Raw genomic sequence first — 20818 nt, 5'->3', positions numbered from 1 at the left:
CACGGGGCGCGTCTCTTCACTGTCGAGGCGACGAGATACGTTCAATTGTCAGGACACCATTACCGCGCCTGACCAGAGCGTGATTGACGAGTGATCAAATCGAGTCGGTCAATCCGTTGCAGTGAGCCAATCAGAGTACGTATCTCATCAATAGTAAAACCGGAGGCATCTAGTGCAAGTTGTACCCCGGCATTACGACGGGCATTATTTGTCTCAATCGCTACCCGATAGCGTTGGCCGCGCACCGGTTCGATCCGTACCCGCCAGGGGCCGATCACCTCAACCGGAATGTTTGCATCGAGTCCTGGTAACCGATCGTAGGTCAGGATTAATCGACGGCCATTACCGGTGTACAACACGCCATTGATAGTCGAACCGCGCAATCGCAATAGCAATTCGCGGTCGATTCCAAATGGTACTGCTGCCGGCAGCACAAAGGATTCGGGAAGACGCTGAAGGTTCGTTGCACCAATATCGATCACATTATTCTCGCGCACCAGTGGCCATGCCGGATCGGCGAGTGGTTGAATTACTACCCCCTCAGTTTCTGCTCTGCCATTCCAGGCCCGCTCGAACGTGAACGCATCGCGAATCTGCTCACCGGTCACCAGCCAGTTAAACGCAACCAGGCGCCAGACCACGCGACTGGTCTGAGTGCCACCGGGCGGACCGACCAGCTCGGTAATACTCAGCACATGCCCGTCTTGTTCGCTAATCGCCATCAAAACCAGCACCGACTCGGCAGATTCTGCCGGCAGATCGAGTGGACTGATGCCGCGAAAACTGACGATGGATGCCAGGCGCTCGCCGATGCGTTGCTGGCCTAACAACCGCAGATCGGGGGCAGTCGACGCCTGACGCAGGTATGCCGGCACGATAGCCCATGGCCCGGTGGTGAGACGGGCACGATAGGCCGCCTCTTGCTGTTCAGGCGTTAACACACTCATGACCAGCTCCGGCTCGTTGGGATTGGCCCGTATCGGCAGATCACCGTATAACGTCGGTGCATAAGCGCCATCGAGCGCATAGTAGAATCGCCGGCTCCCATCAGCGAGCTGAAATTCGTAAGGCGCACCACCTTCGACGTGGCGCAGTTGCAAGCGGTGACGGGCAGGGTTATCGCGGTCGTGCCAGATTTCCGCAAAGAGCGGGGCAATGGTGCGATTGTTGAAATACCACAGGGTCTGATAACGAGCCTGCCAGACGGGAGGGCCTTCTGGTTCGGGAATACCACCGTGCGTCAGTGCCCGTTCAATCAGGGCAGCGGCACTAAGTGCAGGTTTGGCGGTACTCATCGTCACCAATGTAAAGGGATTGCGGATCAATCCCGGTAAAACGAGTACAGCAACAATACTGATGAGTGCTACCAGTTGCAAAAGCGGCAACAGGCGGGCAAGCCGATGTTGCGGTGTCTGTGCCATTTTCAACAGTTGGGCACGAACACTATCAGGTAATACAGTGGTATTGCGATAATGACGGATCGCCGACATCAACGCCCGACTAACCGCCTGCCATTCACGCTCGAACTGTCGGCAGGGGGTGCAGGCAGTTAAGTGCCGGCGGATCGTCTCGAAGATACGGAGATGCTGGGTTGGATCAATGAGCGCCTGGCGGATCAGCGAACACTCCCGACTGCTCTCTTCAGAGGGGAGGGTATACCCAAGCGCTGGTGCCAATGCCTGCATCGCCTGAACAAGGGTTATCATTGCGCTATCTGACGGTATCCCCAGAATGGCGGCAAGCCGACCCTGATCAACGCCGGGCAAACTATATGCCAGCACTGCTACCCGCTGGTCGAGGGGTAAGGCCCGTAAGGGGCCAAGGAGCGGTGCTCCTGGCGGGGCCGGCAAGCGCCGCAGCGGCTGGCCGGCAAAACTGGCTTGTGCAACTTGATAGAGCCGGGCCAGCAGGTCATCATCACGCCAGACCGCGGGTGGATCGCTACGTACTGATTGCAACCACCGCTGAAGCAGGCGGCGGGCCGTTCGTTCATCGGGGGTCAATGCCAGTGCCCAACCGTATAGCAGATCACCGGTATTGACCAACCAGTGCGCCAGTTCAGTGATCATCTTCAATCCGCGTTGATTGTGTCGCCGCCTCATCGTCGGCGGCCAGTTGTTGTTGTAATCGCCACATCGTTCTCATCCGAGCCCGTTGCCACGCTGCACTCTTGGGGCCGGTTTCACGCAACAACACAATACGCTGGAGAGCGAGGTGCAACGCAGCACGCCGACCGGCCTGCACGACACCTTCTTTCTGATCGTCCATTGCCAGACCCTCTCATTGCCGGTGACTCAACCGGCAGCCATCCGTTCAAAGCGCCGACCGGCCCGCGCCCCCGGTACCGGTACTGCCGCCAGGACCTCATCAATAATCGTCTGCGCCGTCACATTGCGTACTCGTGCCGCCGGACTGACAATCAAACGATGGCTGAGCACCGGTTGGGCCAGGACCTTCACATCATCAGGGGTCACAAAATCCCGTCCGTTGAGCGAGGCCCAGGCCTGCGCAGCGCGATAGAGGGCAAGCGCACCACGGGTACTGGCGCCGAGGTACACATCACCGTGATCGCGGGTTGCAGTGGTCAGCGCCACGATATACTCAACAATCAGGTCATCCACATGAACCTGTTTGATCACCTCTTGCAGATGCAAAAGATCGTTCATATCAACCACTGTTGGCAACGTTTCGAGCGGATGGCCTTCACGTTGCCGCTTCAGAATCGCGATCTCATCGAGTCGGTCGGCATACCCCAAATGCACTCGTAACAGAAAGCGGTCGAGTTGGGCTTCCGGGAGTGGAAACGTGCCCTCGTACTCAATAGGGTTTTGGGTTGCCAGCACAATGAACGGCTGTGGCAGAGCGTGTGTCACCCCATCAACCGTGATCTGACGCTCCTCCATCGCCTCAAGCAAAGCCGACTGCGTCTTCGGTGTTGCCCGGTTTATCTCATCGGCCAGCACAATCTGCGCCATAATCGGCCCAGGCCGAAATTCAAACTCGCGGGTCTGCTGATTAAAGATCGAAACACCGGTAACATCACTCGGTAGTAGATCGGGTGTGCATTGAATGCGTTTGAAGCTCGAACCAATTGAGCGTGCGATGCTCTTCGCCAGCATGGTCTTGCCGGTACCGGGAACATCCTCGATTAAGACGTGACCACGGCAGAGCAGCGCAACCAGTACCAGCTCAACGATCCGCCGTTTTCCAACGATGACTTGTTCGACATTATTGACAATACGTGCAGCAATACGCTGAACCTCTTCCACAGGTACCTCAATTCAGATGGCTATTTGTCGGATGCAAAAGCAGTATACCACGATCACGCGGCGCGGGAAGGGTGTGGCAATTGGTTCGAGGTGGGTAGAAATAGGGGAAAGAGAACGGGTAAGAGCAGGAACACTGCCGGTTATGAGTATACTATGAATGTTGCAGTCTAAGCGCACTTCATAGGTATGGCGTTCAGACTGCAACATTCACAGCAACCACAGACGTTGATAACCTCTGCCCGCCTACGGCAGTGGAATACCAGGCGAGGTACTACCGCCACGAGCACCACTGCCGGGATAGATCGAGCGTTCCGCTACGATGGGCTGATTACTGCGCACAATGGCAGCCACGGCTGTTTCATCAGGGAATGCCTCATGGAGCGCCAGTGTGTAACGGGCACCCGCCGGAATACGCACGCTCAGGCTGGTCTTGGTACCATCGCCAAAAATGACCTCAACAGTGGCAATAGTGGACAATGGGCTAACATTTGACAGGCACAGATAGTAGCTGGCATCACTGGTACGGCCATCGATAAATGCCCAACGGTACGCTGGAGACCGGGCACCAGTGCCAATGGTACCAACCGCACCATCGGCAAAGTACATTGCTCGCTCCACCGCAACGGGGCGATCCGCGATGACCTCGGTGGCGATGCCGAGATCAGGCACAACTTCGTTGACATCAATAGCCAGTTGTGCCCGTGGTGGAATTGCATAGCGGCGAGTAGCCGCAATCCCAGCCGGGCCGCGGAAGATTGCTTCCACATTGGCCGGCTGATTGTTCGGATTCAGCACCAACAACTGGGTGCGAAATTCGCCTTCGGTGGTACCCTCGGCAAACAGCCAGCGCCGCGAGAGCGTATCGATACCACGACTGGTATGCAAACCGCTTCCACTTGCGCCAAAACGCATTGTGCGCTCAACCGCAACCGGTTGGTCGGCAATGACCCGCATCCCAAAACTCGCATCGGCGAGCGGGCGAGAGCCATCGGGAAGCGTTATATCGTGTACCGCGACCACCAGACGATTCTGGGTGCCGATCTGCACCTCTTGCTCGAAGACGGTTCCATCACGGCGCATGTACGTGATCTGCGCTCTGGTATCGTTGGGTTGCGGATTAAAGATGATGAGATAAGTTTGGGTCTGGTTGGTTGTACTCCCTTCGGCGAAATACCAGACCCGCGATAGGCGGTCAATACCAGGCCCGCTATCAATGTCGGTTGTGAGAGCCATGGAGCGCTCGGCCAGAATCGCTTCGTTGGCTTCAACAATTGCCGGTAGCGCACTTGCATTCGGAGCAATCTCATTCACATTAACGTCAGCCCGACCACCACCAGGTACCTGGAGTTCACGGATGATCGGTTGCCCGGTTGGGGGAAAGAGTGTCACCCGTGCTATAGCCGGACGTGGTGCGGGATTGTACATACTCAGCCGCTGACTGTAACCGGCGGTATTACCTTCAGCGAAGTACCAGCGTGCACGAACTGTTGATCTGTCAACCTGTGTACGCAATAATGGCAAAAGTTCGCGCAGCGGCGGATACGGATCAACCGCCGTAGCACTGACCTCGAAATGACCGGCGATAGCGGGGCGCAATATCCCATCAGTTGCGGTCGGTTGCAGATCGGTAGGAGCGATGGCATACGTCTGGGTGAGCCATGCCAGCAAGGCGACGAGTCGAGATTGGGCAGCGGCTGAAGGTGCCTGATCGGCAGGCGTGAGCAGCGCAACATGCACATCCGCCTCACTACCGGCAACCTGGCGCACCAGCGAGGTTGGCCCTCCCAACCGGCCTTCAAAGAGATTCCCTTCGTTGTCAATAATGTAGTGATATATCAGATCGTCCCAGTCGAGCACGCTGGTCTGATAGATAAGCAACGCACGGAGATATGACAGAGTCGCTGATGGCGGAATATCGACAGCCAGTTGATGGATGACAACTCCTCGTGGATCACGACGATCAAGTCGGGCTGCCGCCGGTTCGGCCCAATCGACACGAGCGATTTGCAGCGGGCGCGGTGTCAAGACCGGTTTCCCAAACAGGATAGGCCGTTGCGGCATGCCGGCAGCGAAGATCGGTGGCGAGATCTGGGTCGCTAGGTAGGTAATCGTCACCTCATTGAGCACCACCGAAGCGCGTGGCACCTCGCTGGTGAAGGTTGCCCGTAATTGCAGGTAGCGGGTATCGTCTGGTAGTACCAGCGGAGCCGCAGTCGTAAAGGCATCTGGATCGGCAGCAGGTGGTTCATCGGCTACGACGAGCGGTTGCCATGGCCCCCAGCCATCATCCCCATTCGCAGGTGACGTAGCCCGTGCACGCAGCTCCAATTGTAAAGCAGTGCCGGTAACCAGATCGGCCCGCCAGACAGCACCGGCAGCGTTGGTTGCAAACGCTGTTTCAAACGGCGCCGAGATAAAGCTGCCTTCATTTGCCTCAGCTGCCAGGCGTAATTCACCACCGGCATTATTCACGACCAGCAGATTTTGACTCTCACCAGCCTGCCAGTCACGCACACTGCTTAGGTGCCAGCTCGATACCTGTGCCGTTAGTGCGACCGGGTGAGCAGTAACCGGTAGTATCCACAACAGCATGCCGGCCAGAGCGATGAGCAGGCTTAATCTCGGCCCTGTGTGTCGGATCATAAGTAATGCCCCGCTGCAAACTCGTCGACGACTTCTCCGTTGCTATGGTGTTGAGCGTGCGGCACCACTGAAGGCACCTTTGTAGATATTCGCCGAATCGTAGAGTATCCAACCCGACGCAGCTTCCGGTTGCTCTTCGGTGGCGTTAATCTGTGCACGTACTTCAGCCGGTCCGTATTCGACGACTACCGGCGACCAGGGATCAGTGTGATCCTGAAGCCATGGACGTTGCCGTCCATAACTGGCTGCCATCTGACGGCCACCATTCCGTACTGCAATCTGGATCGTTTCATACGGAAATTTGACCGGCACTGCAATGTTCTCTAACCCACCCCACCACAGCGATGGATAAGGCATTGGACAGACGTAATCGGCATGCTCACCCATCCGTGCCATATCCTGCGCAATGGTGAGCGATGGGCCATTCACTACCCGCCCAAAGACATCCACTGACATAAAGGCACCGGCTGCATTTACTGCGTGGTGAGCACGTTGCATGAACTCGATAATGACATCGTACATGCGACCTGGATTGCCGGCCGGATCGATTGGTTCGCTGAACAGCAGCTTATCGCGAAACTCTTCTCTGGAACCAAACCAGTCGGGGAAGCGAATGTAATCAAAATTGATCTCATCAAACCCCATCTGAGCCGCTTCTACTGCCAGCGCAATATTGTAATCCCAGACGTTCTGATTGGTCGGATCGAGATAGGCATAACGAATCCCAGGCCCCGGATAGTCGGCATACACCTCACCGGTTGAGCGCAGGCGGATTGACCATTCAGGGCGCGCATCAGATAACGCATTATCGTGCGAAAAGAGCTGGACGCGCGCAATCGTGTAGATGCCACGCTCTTTCGCTTTAGCCAGGATGGATTGGAAATCGACCCTTGGCGTGCTCAATCCCAGTTCACGGACCAGCGGTACCTGGGAGTCATAGTAGACCATGCCTAGATCATCGCGCAGATCGCTCTTGATATCGATCACTATCGCGTTTAATTCGGTACGATCAATCAGATCAAGAAAACGATCAACCAATCGCGGCACAGAGGCCACCGCCGCCGTAATGTAGATTCCCCGCACGTAGAAGGGTTCCAGCTCAATCTGCTGCGGCATATTACCCGGTTCAATTGGGATTATCCGCTTGGTATACCCCGGTGCCAGCACCTGTACAAAACCTTGTTCGGGCAGGTTGGGCAATCGGAAGCGACCCTCGACACTATCGTTGATACGGGTAAAGGCAACGGCGGTTGAGGTCAGGGTCTCGGTGGCAATAATCGCTGCATTGGGTACCGGTTTACCGGTCGTAGCGTCGATAAGCTGCCCAATGAGCGTATCGGGACGAAGCCTGACATCGAGACTCGTCGTGCGAGTAAACGGTTGTGTCGTTGGCGCAAAACCATCGGCTTCGACAGTGATCTCACCCTGTTCGGCAGGAAGATCACGAAGCAGATAACGCCCTTCGGCATCCGTCGTCGTTCGCACATCAGCCAGTGTCACCGTTGCACCAGCTATCGGTTCGCCGGTATACACATTAGTAACCTGGCCGCGTAACGTATTTGGACGCACACTGACGTCGAGTCTGGTCGCTCGTGCAATTGTCTCGCTTGCCGGGGCGTAATCAGGCGCACGAACAGTCACGGTAAACGACTCGGGCACACCGGTTAGCGTGTACTGACCATCAGCATCGGTCGTTGTGCGCAGGGTATCGTCATTATTCAACAAAACTTCGGCCCCACTGACCGGTGCGCCGGTGTACGCATCGGTTACTCGTCCACTAAGGACGTTGGGACGGAGCGCAGTTGTAACCGTAACCGTAAAGACACCACTCTCACCTACACCGGGTTGACCGGCCAGGGGTAGACTTATCGGCTCATACGCTGGTGCCTGTAATGCCAGCGTGTCTTCGGGTCGCCAGCGTTCGGTTTGGAAACGGCCCTGTTCATCAGTAGTTAGGGTTAGATCACCAATCACTACCGTAGCATTAGGAACAGGTGCACCGGTGTAGGCATCGGTAACCGTTCCAGTTAGTACAACCGGCCGTGATGCGCAGCCAGTGATAATCATGACACAGAGCAAACAGAATAACCAGAGGCGAACAATTCGCCGCGAGAACAACACCATGGTTGCGGACTCCTTCAGTTGGAATGAAAAGTACCATTATTCGGCAGACACTGATTGAACGTATCTTAAAGTGCTGATAGACAGCTGTCAAGTGAGCAAGAGGAAATAGGAAATAGGAGATAGAAGATAGGAAGTTAGGAAATAGAAAATGCATGTTGATAGACTGTTTTTTATTTTTACCTCCTATTTCCTATTTTTCCACTTTGACCAACGATTGATCAAACAACACCTCATAAATAACATGAGGTTCCTGCTTACCTTTCAAGCGCACGGCACCCAATTCACGCAACTCATATGGCGATTGATCACCAAGTGCTTGCATCAAGTGTGATGAAATAATAATCTGACCGGCTTGAGCAATACTGCACAAGCGTGACGCTGTATTCACCACATCACCAATGAGTGTATAGTCTTGACGCTGATCCGAACCGATATTACCGACTACTGCTAAGCCATAGCTAATCCCAATACCCATTCCGATATCGAAGATTAGTTCTTCTCGCCAAATTTGAGCCAGACGGGCAAATGCCTGTTGCATAGCGACCGCAGCCATCACAACACGTTGAGGGTCATCGGGATGGCTGATAGGTGAGCCAAAGACACCGATCAAACCATCACCGAGAAACTTATCAATGGTTCCATCATAGGCGTAGAGAGCATCGGTCATCGCTGTAAAAAACCGGTTGAGGACACGTTCCACCAACACATGGGCGTCCAACTGTTCGCTCAAGGTTGTAAAGCCGCGCATATCAGCGAAGAGCACGGCAACTGTGCATTCTGTTGGCGCACCGAAATCACTACCCGCACTGAGCAGGCGTTCAGCGACTTCCGGTGATACATAGCGGCGAAAAACGCTGCGTACCCGTTCACGCTCTTGTTGTTCCAGGCGCTTGATTGGACTAATATCGCGAAAGACGACAACCCAGCCTAGCATTTTTCGATCAACGCCACGCACTGGAGCAATACTGATACTAAAGTGCAGGTGTGGCCGTAGTTCGATTTCAAGTATCGTGGATCTCTCTTTGTCAAGAACAGGCAAGATGGCGTGTATCGCCGGAAACTGCTCAACAGGCTGACCATAATGTGTTTTCTGGTCGATCTGTAAACGGGAGAAGGCTGCTGAATTGGCCAACAACAGGCGAGCTTGGGGATCAATCAGCAAAATAGGATCGGTTGCACTCTGCAAAATAGCATTGAGGGTTGAGCGCTCGTCATTTACAATCCGGTACAGTCGGGCATTTTCAATGATCTGAACAACAAGACTTGCTACCGTGGTGAGCAGTTCCTGTTCAGCCTGCCCAAACTGCGCACGCCGATTCACTTCCAGGCACAGAAAACCTTGCGTTTGCTTTTTCACCGTCAGTGGTGCCAGTAAGAGACTATCCAACGCCTGAGCTGTAAAGAGCGATTGTAGAGACGCCAGATCGGCTCGTTCCACAAGATCGGTTACGTAGCATGGTTGTGGTACCATCATAATTTTGGCGGCGATGTAAGGATTCCGTTCCAGCAAACGTGAAAGTTCTTGATTAAATGATGCGTCTTGACCATACGATGCAACGATTGTATCGGTAGGTTTGGGACCAAACAGAATGATAGCAGTCCATTTGGCCTGAAAAATCTGCGTAACTGCCTTAGCAATCAGTTGCATATCAGTAGCCGCAGTGAGCTGAGCAGTTAACGCAAGGGAGAGACGGTTAATATCGTTAAGTTGTCTAATGCGGCGCTGTTCACTCTCAAACAGGCGAGCATTGCTGATGGCAATTGCCAGTTGGTTGGCGATTGCCTGTAAGATAGCCTCGTCATTGCTGGTAAACGCACCTGGCTGCTGGCTGCGTACCTCAATCGTGCCCAGCAGCTCATGACCCAACAGGACCGGAATGCTCAGTGCCGAACGCGCCAGTGCTTCACCCGGCAATAGGGGAACAAAACGCCCATCCTGGCGGAGATCATCAATCCGTAATGGTTGTTGCTGGCGGTACACCCATCCACTCAACCCTTCATCAAGGCCGATGACTACCTTTGTTTCACCTAGTAAATTAACTCCGGCAATCGCACGCAGCTCAAATTGATTGTCCTGACGCAGTAAAAGTGCGACTAGAGGATATTTGAACTGATGGTGGATCATCTGCACCAGTAACCGGCTCAACTGATCCATCTGCATCAATTCAGAGAGCATCCGGTTAATCTCATTGATCTGGCGCAACTCTTCAGCACGACGGGCCAGGAGATCTTTCTGTTGCTCACTCAAACGATAGAGGCGAGCACTCTCCAGCGCAACCGCACTTTGAGCGGCTACCGATGACAGTAATTCCAGATGTTCGTTTGTGAAATAGCCAGGGGTATGGTGTACCAGGGTAATAACCCCCCACGCGCGGTTGTCGCGGATAATCGGCATAGCCGCTACTGAACGCACGTCCTGATGGCGTTCAGACGTTACCAACCAGCGCGAATCGGTGCGCGTGTCGGTGATCAGGATTGGCTTACGCGACCGCAATGCCAGACCGGCCACACCGTAACGCAAAATGTCCTGGATTTCACCGGATGCAGAATACTGGCTGCTTGAATAGAGGAGAACCTTTTCCTCGATGAAACCGGTCAGAATGATACTGGCACGAATGGCTCCAATGGCATCGGCCAGATGGTTGAGAAAACCTGTGAGAAGAACATCTAATTCGATACTGGAACCCAGATCACGCGAGAGATGCAGCAACAACTCCGTCTTACGCTGCTCTTGCTGGAGATTGCGTTGGGCACGTTGCAGACGGAGCAGGGCGCGCACCCGTGCCAGCAACAGGGTGTGGTCAACCGGTTTAAGCAATACATCATCCGCGCCGGCATCGAGATTACTGACACTGGTGTTCAGATCGGCATGGGCAGATACAATGATGATTGGAATAAATGGTTTAGTGCGATCTGCTTTGATCCGGCGAGTTATTTCGGCTCCATCGATACCGGGAAGCGCCAGATCGAGCAAGATCAGGTCGGGAGTGATTAACTGGAGAAAGTTCAGCGCCTCTTCGCCCGTGGTTGCTACTGAAACCCGAAAGCCATGGCGGGTGAGAATGACTTGAAAAATACGCCGAATATCATTGTCGTCTTCAACGATAAGGATGTGTGCTGATTCAGACATAAACACTCACGGATAGGAAGTTTTGATCATTATTATAACACGTCTGAAACGGTTTTTCTCGTCTTCGGAGCGCGTACTATTTCGTAGTTATGAAAAGCCTCTTCGCATTGAAATTACAACCTGACACGGGCTGCTCTGGCGCGAGGCATTGCATTCATTGACCGACCAGGTAGTGGCCAACGGGTAACCAACCCTCGCTCAAATCTTTGCGATCGCGCCAGAACTGGACTCAAGGCATGACAAGGCTACCCCGTACGTTGGGGTAGCGCCGATAGAGCTGGGATGTTGTCAGATAGGGCTTTAGTCCTGATAGGTCGGCGAGTGCTCTGCAGTGGATCTGCCTGGCCTTGACAAGCGTAGCATTCGACAAGCACAGAGTGTTTGACGATCTGACCAATACGGCAAAACTCATCTCACCGTCTGGCTTCGTTGATGGCAGCTTGCAACCCGGCTCAAAGGTCAACTTATCTGCCCGGCAATCAAAACCGGACCGGTGGGGCCAGGGCTACCGGGAGTCGGCTCAGCCGTAATTGCCAGTATCGTACCAGCCACCACCTGTGCTGCCGGCAAGCGGATGAAGCCATAGCCATTCGTATCAACAGTAAATATACCACCACTGACAGGAGCTGCATTACCTTCAATAAGCCAGAGCTGATAGACCTGATCGGTGGAAAGAGGTGGTAGGGCTGCAATAACAACCAGATTCCCTTCTGGATCACGAAATACCGATCCCTGACCATTGTCCCCTTGCAGCGCAGCCAGAGGGTTTGGTGTAACAAGGACGGCGGCCAGTTGTTGAGATGCAGCCTGTGCAGTCGCAGCGATCATTTGTGCCTGATCGCGCTGTTGAATGATCGTTGCCAGTTGAGCTTGCAAACTGCTGATGTACCAGACCAGACCAAAGACAGCGACGGCAAGGACTACCGTCAAACTGCCGAGAACTGACTGCCAGCTTCGCCACCAATGCCGGTAGGATGAAGATTTCTCGACCTGTGCTGGGCGACGTCCTACGGCATAATCGATGGTTCGCTGGCGCCACTCTGGGGGTAGTTTCGGTTGTTCGAGACCATACGGCAACAAATCAGCAGCCGCACGCAGCTCGGCCAGAGTTTGCTGTAATGCCGGTTGCTCTGCCAGCAGACGTTGCACCCGTTCTCGCTCTGCCGGTTCGAGCGCATCGAGTGCGTAAGCCGCCAGCAACTCGGCTATATCGTCAGATCGTTCCGATGAAGGTTCCATACTACGACTCCGCCAGCATTCGCAAAAGTTCACGCAATTTTGTCAAACCAAGTCGCAATCGTGTTTTGATGGTGCCAAGTGGTTCACCGAGTCGCTCAGCGATCTCTACTTGTGTCAAACCACCGTAATATGCCATCTCTATTGCCTGGCGCTGTGGTAATGGCAGATCAGCCAGGGCTGCCCGTACTGCTTCATGCAAGATGCGTTGCTCCACATCGTGTTCAATGTCTGAGGATGTTGAAGGATGAGGCGAGGCCTCGATACCGGTCAATTCACGGCTACGCCCTCGTTCACGTTTACTGCGGAGCGTATCGATTGCCCGATAGCGGCTGATACCAATAATCCAACCTGCCACGGCACCAGTCTGCCGACGAAAGCCACCTGCCGTCTGCCAGATATTCTGAAAAACGTCTTGCATAACCTCTTCGGCCGTCTGCCGATCACCGGTAATACGCAGCGCAATCGCGTATACTAACGAAGCGTACCGATCATATAGCTCGCCTAGGGCAGCTTCTTCACGCTGAACAATTAAGTCGATGAGCAATTCATCGGTCAGACCACGGAGACCGGTATCTTCAGGTGGTTGGGATGGCATTGAATACAAGACCCTTTGTTCAGTAGCGCTATAGTGATACTGTATTATAGCTGAACTGACTGGTGCAAGTAATGATTGCCCATCCACAGTTGCCCCCTATTCTGTACAGCCGGTAAACATACACAAGCCTGCCAGGATTTGCTCGCCCTGGCAGGCCCGGCCTCTGCTGACACGACGCGCTTAGAACACTCTGGTATAGGGCTGGGTTGGATCGGATTTCACACCACCGAGAACGGTCATAATCTGAGCAGCAGTAGGTGCGGTGACCGGCCCGATGAAGCCTTGACCGCCTTGCAAGAATGGTGCCAGTGTGGGCACTGCGTCAGAAACGTTGTAGTAAATCGGTAGCGGTAAAGGCAGATTATTCGGGGCAAAGCCACCAATTTCTCGGATCAAGGCCAGGTGCTGCGCTTCGCTGCACGCATGCTGAGCCGTGGTGCCGGCCAAGCGATCAGCACCCAACTCAGCAAAGCGGCGTGTGGCTGCAAGGTAAGCGCCGACAAACGCGGTCTCAGCATCCGCTCCGACCTGGACGAAGAGGGCTGGATCACTCAGCAAATTCGCCGGAACATAGAACTGATTGGTCAAAGCCCGACCACCGTTGCTGACCAGAAAATCGAGGTGGTACTTCTCGGCATCGAGAGCCAGCTTGAGGTAGAGAATATCCTCTTCGTGCAGTTCGAATTGGGCTGAGGTTAATGCAGCGTAGTAGAACGTAGTTGCCAGCGTCTCGGCTGTTGCAGCCAGGTTCAGAATGAGTTGTGGATCATCTTTGCGATCATGGCCGGCTGATGCAGGTCGAATCCCGAACAGATTGGCGAAACTTGCAACCACCAATCCCCCACCCAGTCCGGCAACACCCTTCATCAGACTCCGACGAGAGAAGACACCCTGATTTGTTTGTTCGGCTGTCACAGTTTTACCTCCGATTTCAGACTATGTTCAGTGCATGCCCGTGCATGCGCCTTCACCTATCTGTGCGAAGGTTTTGCCATTTTGGATGTCAGGATCGGAACATCTAGGCCAAGAATTTGGAAAGATCACCGTAAACCGGCAGCAGCGGCAATGGTATGGGTGTGAATGTCAACAGTGTCACTGATCTGACGGGCATAGCCGCCGGCCATCGTCACCGCAACCGGTACGCCTGCCGCCCGACAATAACTGAAGACCAGACGGTCGCGCTCGGCCAGACCGGCTTTGGTCAGACTCAACCGACCCAGCCGGTCGTCGTAATAGGGATCGGCACCGGCCAGATAGATCACCAGATTAGGGCGGGCAATTGCAAAGACCTGGCGCACCCCCCACTCCAGTGCATCAAGATAGGCCGTATCGCCAGTAGCATCAGGCAGGGCAATATCCAGGTCACTCTGCTGTTTGCGAAAAGGAAAATTGTGAGCGCCGTGAATCGAAAAGGTGAAGACGGTTGGATCACCGGCGAAGATGGCGGCTGTGCCATCACCCTGATGCACATCGCAATCGATGATGGCAATGCGTTGAACACGCCCTTCGGACTGCATGGTGCGTGCGGCGACGGCGGCATCGTTGAACACACAATAGCCGGCGCCGGCGTCGGCGAAGGCATGATGGGTACCACCGGCCAGATTCACGCCTACCCCTTCGCTCAGGGCTACCCGGCAGGCGGCTATCGTTGCCCCGGCCGAACGCCGCGAGCGTTCAACCATCTGTGGCGACCAGGGAAAACCGATGCGACGAATTTCAGCACTGGTCAATTGTCCATTGATGACCCGCTCAACGTAGTTCGCGTCATGCGCCCGGCACAGCTCGGTGATACTGGCCGGTTCGGGAACGTGCAACCGCTCAGGCGTTACAATCCTCTCGCTCAGCACCCGCTCCCGGAGCAGCGCATACTTCTCCATCGGAAAACGGTGCCCTGGCGGTAGTGGCAAGACAAACGTATCAGAATAAAAGGCGCGCATCTATTCCGAAGCATTCATTGAAAGCTGACGCTGGCGACGCTCTTCCCCCAGCCAGCGCAAGGCTCGAACAACCAACAGAGCGACAGTGAGAGGAATCAATACCAGACCTACAACTGTAGTATAGATCGGTAATTCGGTACTACCGGTTGCCTGCAAGACCAGATACAGCGTATAGCTCAGGTAATAGACCAGTAAGAGACTACCTTCCCGTTGTGACACCATCCGGCGGGTAAAGAAGATCGGCCAGCAGATGATCGCTGCCCCAAGCATCACCGGCAGGTCGAGCCAGATCGTTGCTTCAGGCACGGCAATCGGTTGTGGTGACAGGATCATTGTTGTGCTCAGAACAAGGAGCAGATTGAGAATATTACTCCCGATCACATTCCCAACCGCAATATCACGTTCACCCCGTAAACCGGCGATCACCGATGTCGCAATCTCTGGAAGTGAGGTACCAACAGCGACAATCGTCAGCCCGATAATCAACTCACTCACGCCAAACCAGCTTGCAAAGGTAACTGCACCATCAACCAGCCAGCGCGCACCCAGAACGAGTAATACCAGGCCGCCGACAACCATTGCCAGTTGGAGAACAATCGCCCGCCAGTGCCGTTGAGTAGTTCGAGCATGATGCGGTGTCTCATGAGTGCTATTTCGCGGCCATATTGTCCATCCATAGCCTATCAAGGCCAGCAGCATAATCATCCCATCAACCCACGATAACGTGCGATCAAGGGCGAGCAAAAAGGTCAGGACGGAGGCGCCGATCATAATCGGCAGGTCACGGCGGAAAATTTGCCGATCAACCGGCAGTGAGCCAAACATCGCCGCTACACCAAGAATGAGCATCACATTTACAATATTACTCCCAATGATATTGCCGAGTGTAATGGCACCCTGGCCGTTAAAGGCAGATTGCAGGCTAACGGCAATTTCCGGTGAACTCGTACCAATAGCAACGACGGTCAGACCAATGATCAGCGAAGAGACACCCAGGCCGGCAGCCAGACTGGCTGCCCCGCGCACCAGCAGATCGGCCCCCAATACAAGCAGCACAATGCCTGCGATGAACAGAACGACAACCATAATCTATATCCTGACACAATATACCCCCTGTCAATGACAGGGGGCAGAGGATCCCGCTCACGAGCCAGTTGAGGCGCGACCGGCTCGAAGGGAAGCGTTAATAACGCCGACCGCCGAAGCCGCCGCGATCACCGCCGGAACGAGGGCCGCGGGAACCCTTGTCCTCGGCTTCATTGACTCGAATTTCACGCCCGTTGATCGGACGACCGTTCGTCTGACTGATCACAGTCGCTACATCAGCGACTTCCATCTCGACAAAGCCGAAACCACGTGAACGACCAGTCTCACGATCGTTAATCACCCGTGCGCTACGTACATCGCCGTAGTCCTGAAAGAAGGCCTCTAGCGTTGCATCATCAACGCTCCAGGCCAAATTACCGACAAAAAGCTTCACGTACATTCCGGTCCCACTCCCTCCGCGTTGGTTGATCAACGCAGTCACTCACGGGGCTAATGCCCACAAACCACGCCTCCGAAACAAACACCGGACGCTTCGCCTCAGAGCGAACGGCGGCCCACAGCGCCGCGTGCTGTTCCTCAGGCGTGGAGGTCATGCGGACGGGGGAGTCGATCGGGCCTCAAACGGACGAACGGACTCTCGCGGCGACGTGACGCTGTGTAACGGCTATAGTGTATCACATTTGCTGCCAGATGAAAAGCCAGTTGAGGGTTCTACCATTTGAGCATGTCATTAGTGAGTCCCTTGCAAAAAGGGGTTATGCTCATAAAGGCACAAAGCTGCAGAACCGCGAAGTCTGCCTTTATCTTGTGTCTTCGCGTCTCTGTGTCTTTGTGAGTGAACAGGCTTTTTGCATTTTCGAGAAACAGATAAGATTCTGCATCTGGTAACATCAGACGAGTGGCGCAGTCTTTGTCATAACCACGCTCATACACGGCAAAGAGACCACCTACGCCTGCCGCCCAATCAGACGTTGCGTCAGTGACCGTAACTGATCACGGGCTGCGGCTGCCGCCGCGGTAGCCGGATTCAGGCGATCCAGGGCTTTGAAGGCGTCCTGATGATGTTCATTTGCCATTGTAGCGCAGAAGGCACGTGATCCGGCAGCATCGAGAATAGCCATCGCCTGCATCACAGCAGCATCGTCGAGTGTGGGCTGGCGGTAGAGGGCAGCTAGACGCTCGCGTTCAGGGCTATGCGTCAGCGCATGCACAACCGGTAGACTGACTTTACGGCGATAGAGATCGGCAGCGAACGGTTTACCGGTTTGTTCGGGGGCGCCCCAGATGCCGAGAATATCGTCTTCGATCTGGAAGGCCAGACCAAGCGCTCGCCCAAAATCGGCCAGTGCTGCCACCGTCGCCCCGTCAGTGCCGGCGGCACGGGCACCGAGTTCCGCAGCGCCGGCGATGAGAGCGGCAGTTTTACCACCGATCATCGTCAGGTAATCAGCGGGAGTAATACTCAGATCGCCCTCAAAGCTGAGATCAAGGTATTGCCCTTCGCAGATGCGGAGGATGATCTCATCGAAACGACGCAGAATCGATAACACCCGCTCTGCCGGCAAGCCGCGTTCGCTCAGGCGGTGAATAGCCAGATGAGCGATGACAAACATGGCATCGCCGGCATTGATGCCATGGGCCAGCCCCCAGATGTGCCACAGCGTGCGCCGCCCACGCCGCATAGCACTGTCATCTTCGATGTCATCGTGGATGAGCGAGAAGTCGTGCAATAACTGAATACCGGCGGCAAGCGGTAATGCCTGTTGCGGATTACCACCGGCAGCCGCACAGGCCAGTAATACGAGCTGCGGCCGGATCAACTTGCCCGGATCGGCGTCCGCCGGCGTCAAATCCTCATTGCGCCAGCCGAGATGGTACTCCTGCATAGCGTAAAACCGGCTCAACCGCCCTTCGACCACCGGAAATGCAGCACGCATTTCCGCCTGAATTTGATAACGAACGTCTGGTGTTGCTGTCATATTCATTACAAATGGTTTACAATTCTAACAGCCGGATACGACGATTTGTCGTATGAATAAGCAAGAAATAGTACTACCGATGAGTCATCGCTGTGTAATGTTTTCCTCTTCTCGAAACGCAGGCAACGCCGTACACTCGCTCTCAGGAAGTGATGAGCTGTCGTTACCATTGATGTGCGTAAAGGGGTGTATTATGGCGTTCAACCTGCGTTTCCGCTTCAGCCCGACGAAAGATGGTCTGGTTAAGGTACTGGGTCCACTCGAGACAGAGATTATGCAAATCCTCTGGCAAGAGGGACCGAGTACAGTGAAAAAGGTACATCGGAAGCTGGCCCAACAGCGCGACATTGCGTACACAACCGTTATGACTACCATGAGTCGCCTGGCCGATAAGGGTGTCTTGAATCGTGAGCGCGACGGGCTGGCATACGTGTACACCCCGGTTATCTCTGAAGATGAATTTGTTAATTTGGTTGTACGACAGGTTCTGGATGGCTTACTTGATGATTATAGCGATACTGCCATTTCGTACATGGTTGATTATCTGGCAAAAAATAATCCTGCCGAATTGCGTCGTCTCCAGCGTGAGATTAGTCAGCGGTTAAATGGATCGAAGTAATCATTCTCCTGATCGGTGAGTGGCGTGGATTGACATTCCGCGCCACTCACTGTTGTTCATCTACCCAAGCGCCTCTCCCCACAAGTCATACGCAGTCGCCTGGGTAACCTGTACCGGTACCATTGTACCCGCTGGATAGTTGCCCCAGACAAACACCTGACCGTCAATTTCAGGTGCATCACGGAACGAGCGCCCGATACTCAGCTCACTGCCATCATCTGCCGTACCATTCCCTTCCATTAACACCTTGATCGTTTGCCCTACCCAGCGCTGATTGCGCGTGTAGGAGATGGTTTGTTGCAGACGCATCAACTCGTGCCAGCGCCGCTCGATCACCTGGGGGCGTACCTGATCGGGCAATTCGGCAGCCGGTGTTCCTGGTTCGCGTGAGTAGCGAAAGGCACCGACCCGGTCGAGTTGGGCAGTTTGCAAGAACTCCAGCAGAGCGTGGAATTCAGCCGTGGTTTCGCCGGGATACCCGACAATGAATGTTGAACGGATGGCAATATCGGGCATTGCAGCCCGTAGTTCGGCGATGATCCTCAGCGTGCGGTCGGTGTCCGGTGGCCGGCGCATCCGCCGCAACGTAGCCGGATGGGCATGTTGCAGCGGCATATCGAGGTAGTGGCAAATCTGGGGATAGCTGGCCATCGTGGTAATCAGCCGCTCGCTGATACCGTGCGGGTAGGCGTACATCAGGCGAATCCAGGTCTCTGGAGGCGTTACCTGACACAACTCGGCTAAAAGCGTGGCCAGACCGTCTTTCAAACCAAGATCACGTCCGTAGTCGGTCAGATGCTGCGCAACCAGCACAATCTCCCGGACGCCTCCGGCAACCAGTTCTTGCGCTTCCGCCAGCACCGCACCGACCGGCTTCGAGCGCATATCACCCTTGAAACTGGGAATTGTGCAGAAGGCGCAGCGCAGGTTGCAGCCATCGGAGATTTTGAGGTAGGCTGAGGGAGTCTGGTGTGTGCGTCGGATCTGAGTCGTGCGCCAATCGGCATACGAGGTCGGCTGGCCATTTGTGGTGGTTGTCGTCAGTGGAATGGTGGTCACCGGTTGCCCTGGCGTCAACGGAATAACCGGGCGTTCCAATTGGCCGACCAGCGCTTTGATCTGCGTCCACTGCTGCGTACCCAGCGTTGCATCTACGCCTTGCACACCGGCTACCTCGTGTGGATGGCTCTGCGCCATACAACCGGCGGCAATGAGCCGTTGACCGGGGCGCTTCCGCCCGGCCAGTTCTTTCAGGACACCAAGGGTTTCGGCACGCGCAGCCGCGATAAAACTACAGGTGTTAACAATAATAACATCGGCCTCTTCAGCCGAAGCAACTGCCTGATGACCCTGTGTGCTGAGCAGCCCATCCATTCCCTCGCTATCGACAGCATTTTTGGGGCATCCCAGCGTAACGATGTGATATTTCATTGGTTACGTTCTCTATATATTGTTGTACATTCTTGTAAAAAGATACAGCATCCTCTCGTTCCATTATAGATCGAGTTTCAGCGCGAGCGTGTACCAGGGCCGGTCGCCCGTGCCATTGGTGAGAGGGTTTTTACCGTGATCGCGCAAAACCTTCGCTGCGCATGAAGGTATAAGGAGGATCACACCGGGCACCGCCAGGGAATATGGTTAGCGATAATTGGTCATCTGCAAAGGTACCGGAATCTCGCCTTCGCGTTCGCGGAGAAATGCGATTACCGCCTGTAATTCATCACGGCTCTTCCCGGCGACGCGCAGTGAATCACCCTGAATGCGGGGCTGCACTTTGGGAAAGCGATCCCGGATCATCTTGCTCAATTTCTTTGCCAGCTCACTATCAATGCCACGGCGTAGCGTCACCACCTGACGTACCCGCCCACCACTGGCATCGGTAGGTTTGCCGTAGTCAAAGATTTTAAGTGACAGCTTGCGACGCAGGGCTTTTGTCTCCAGTACATCACGCACACTCCGCAGGCTCATCTCGCTATCAGCTTCAATGACCAGCTCTGTTTTCGTCAGAGTGATTGTGACACCAGCATCTTTCAGATCGTATCGTGTTTGAACTTCACGCAGGGCTTGGTCAACTGCGTTCACCAGTTCTTGTTGATCGAAATCTGACACAATATCAAAGCTATTTTCGGCGGGCATGGATTTCCTCCCTATCAGGATGTACTAGAACTTATTTCATAAAACGCTGTACTGTCGCGCTCTAACAACCATCTGCGGTGCTATCACGCGCTGGATTGGT

16 protein-coding genes are annotated in these 20818 nt (G+C 54.6%); 1 reads left to right on the top strand and 15 read right to left on the bottom strand.

From position 1 onward, the window contains the following. Window positions 1-59: 59 nt before the first annotated feature. From VAE55_RS10975 to VAE55_RS10915, 13 genes are all read right to left on the bottom strand, one after another. On the bottom strand, window positions 60-2069 hold the full coding sequence (locus tag VAE55_RS10975; protein WP_322815825.1) for an anti-sigma factor: 2010 nt from the start codon (window positions 2067-2069) through the stop codon (window positions 60-62). Continuing rightward, entirely contained in the window at window positions 2059-2268 is a 210-nt protein-coding gene (locus VAE55_RS10970; RefSeq protein ID WP_322815824.1) for a hypothetical protein, read from the bottom strand. Before VAE55_RS10970 ends, VAE55_RS10975 begins: the two co-directional genes overlap by 11 nt. Window positions 2269-2294: 26 nt before the next feature. Next, a complete protein-coding gene (locus VAE55_RS10965) occupies window positions 2295-3269 on the bottom strand; it encodes a MoxR family ATPase (protein WP_322815823.1) in 975 nt (324 codons plus the stop codon). Window positions 3270-3512: 243 nt separating this feature from the next. Then, complete coding sequence (locus VAE55_RS10960) at window positions 3513-5912, bottom strand: peptidoglycan recognition family protein (RefSeq protein WP_322815822.1); 2400 nt, start codon at window positions 5910-5912, stop codon at window positions 3513-3515. Window positions 5913-5954: 42 nt separating this feature from the next. Then, window positions 5955-8036, bottom strand: coding sequence for a putative glycoside hydrolase (locus VAE55_RS10955; RefSeq protein WP_322815821.1), 2082 nt, complete (start codon window positions 8034-8036; stop codon window positions 5955-5957). A gap of 190 nt (window positions 8037-8226) precedes the next feature. Next, window positions 8227-11166, bottom strand: a complete 2940-nt coding sequence (locus VAE55_RS10950) for a GAF domain-containing protein (RefSeq protein ID WP_322815820.1) — start codon at window positions 11164-11166, stop codon at window positions 8227-8229. A 459-nt stretch (window positions 11167-11625) separates the two neighbouring features. Next, window positions 11626-12405 (bottom strand): anti-sigma factor, encoded by a 780-nt coding sequence (locus VAE55_RS10945; protein ID WP_322815819.1) that lies wholly within the window; start codon window positions 12403-12405, stop codon window positions 11626-11628. Between the two features lies 1 nt (window position 12406). Continuing rightward, the gene (locus VAE55_RS10940; protein ID WP_322815818.1) at window positions 12407-13000 is read right to left on the bottom strand and encodes a sigma-70 family RNA polymerase sigma factor; all 594 of its coding nucleotides are present in this window, start codon (window positions 12998-13000) and stop codon (window positions 12407-12409) included. Window positions 13001-13180: 180 nt separating this feature from the next. Then, window positions 13181-13915: a hypothetical protein gene (locus tag VAE55_RS10935; RefSeq protein ID WP_322815817.1), complete on the bottom strand. Its 735-nt coding sequence runs from the start codon at window positions 13913-13915 to the stop codon at window positions 13181-13183. A 125-nt stretch (window positions 13916-14040) separates the two neighbouring features. Next, window positions 14041-14937 (bottom strand): histone deacetylase, encoded by an 897-nt coding sequence (locus VAE55_RS10930; protein WP_322815816.1) that lies wholly within the window; start codon window positions 14935-14937, stop codon window positions 14041-14043. Then, window positions 14938-16023: a calcium/sodium antiporter gene (locus VAE55_RS10925; RefSeq protein ID WP_322815815.1), complete on the bottom strand. Its 1086-nt coding sequence runs from the start codon at window positions 16021-16023 to the stop codon at window positions 14938-14940. It lies immediately after the preceding gene. 97 nt (window positions 16024-16120) lie between these two features. Beyond that, a complete protein-coding gene (locus tag VAE55_RS10920; RefSeq protein ID WP_012257727.1) occupies window positions 16121-16423 on the bottom strand; it encodes an RNA recognition motif domain-containing protein in 303 nt (100 codons plus the stop codon). A 508-nt stretch (window positions 16424-16931) separates the two neighbouring features. Beyond that, window positions 16932-17963: a polyprenyl synthetase family protein gene (locus VAE55_RS10915; protein WP_322815814.1), complete on the bottom strand. Its 1032-nt coding sequence runs from the start codon at window positions 17961-17963 to the stop codon at window positions 16932-16934. Between the two features lie 193 nt (window positions 17964-18156). Here VAE55_RS10915 and VAE55_RS10910 point away from each other — a divergent pair, with 193 nt between their 5' ends. Continuing rightward, the gene (locus tag VAE55_RS10910; RefSeq protein ID WP_322815813.1) at window positions 18157-18582 is read left to right on the top strand and encodes a BlaI/MecI/CopY family transcriptional regulator; all 426 of its coding nucleotides are present in this window, start codon (window positions 18157-18159) and stop codon (window positions 18580-18582) included. Window positions 18583-18642: 60 nt separating this feature from the next. On the opposite strand, the gene rimO is transcribed toward VAE55_RS10910, so the two are convergent. Continuing rightward, the gene (gene rimO, locus VAE55_RS10905) at window positions 18643-20013 is read right to left on the bottom strand and encodes a 30S ribosomal protein S12 methylthiotransferase RimO (RefSeq protein WP_322815812.1); all 1371 of its coding nucleotides are present in this window, start codon (window positions 20011-20013) and stop codon (window positions 18643-18645) included. 207 nt (window positions 20014-20220) lie between these two features. Then, window positions 20221-20718 (bottom strand): YajQ family cyclic di-GMP-binding protein, encoded by a 498-nt coding sequence (locus VAE55_RS10900; RefSeq protein ID WP_322815811.1) that lies wholly within the window; start codon window positions 20716-20718, stop codon window positions 20221-20223. Window positions 20719-20818 lie beyond the last annotated feature (100 nt).

The organism is Chloroflexus sp. (assembly GCF_034432675.1).
In the GTDB taxonomy this organism is placed as follows: domain Bacteria; phylum Chloroflexota; class Chloroflexia; order Chloroflexales; family Chloroflexaceae; genus Chloroflexus.
Note: the sequence above shows the minus strand (reverse complement) of the source record. Positions and strands in the feature narration are given on the sequence as shown.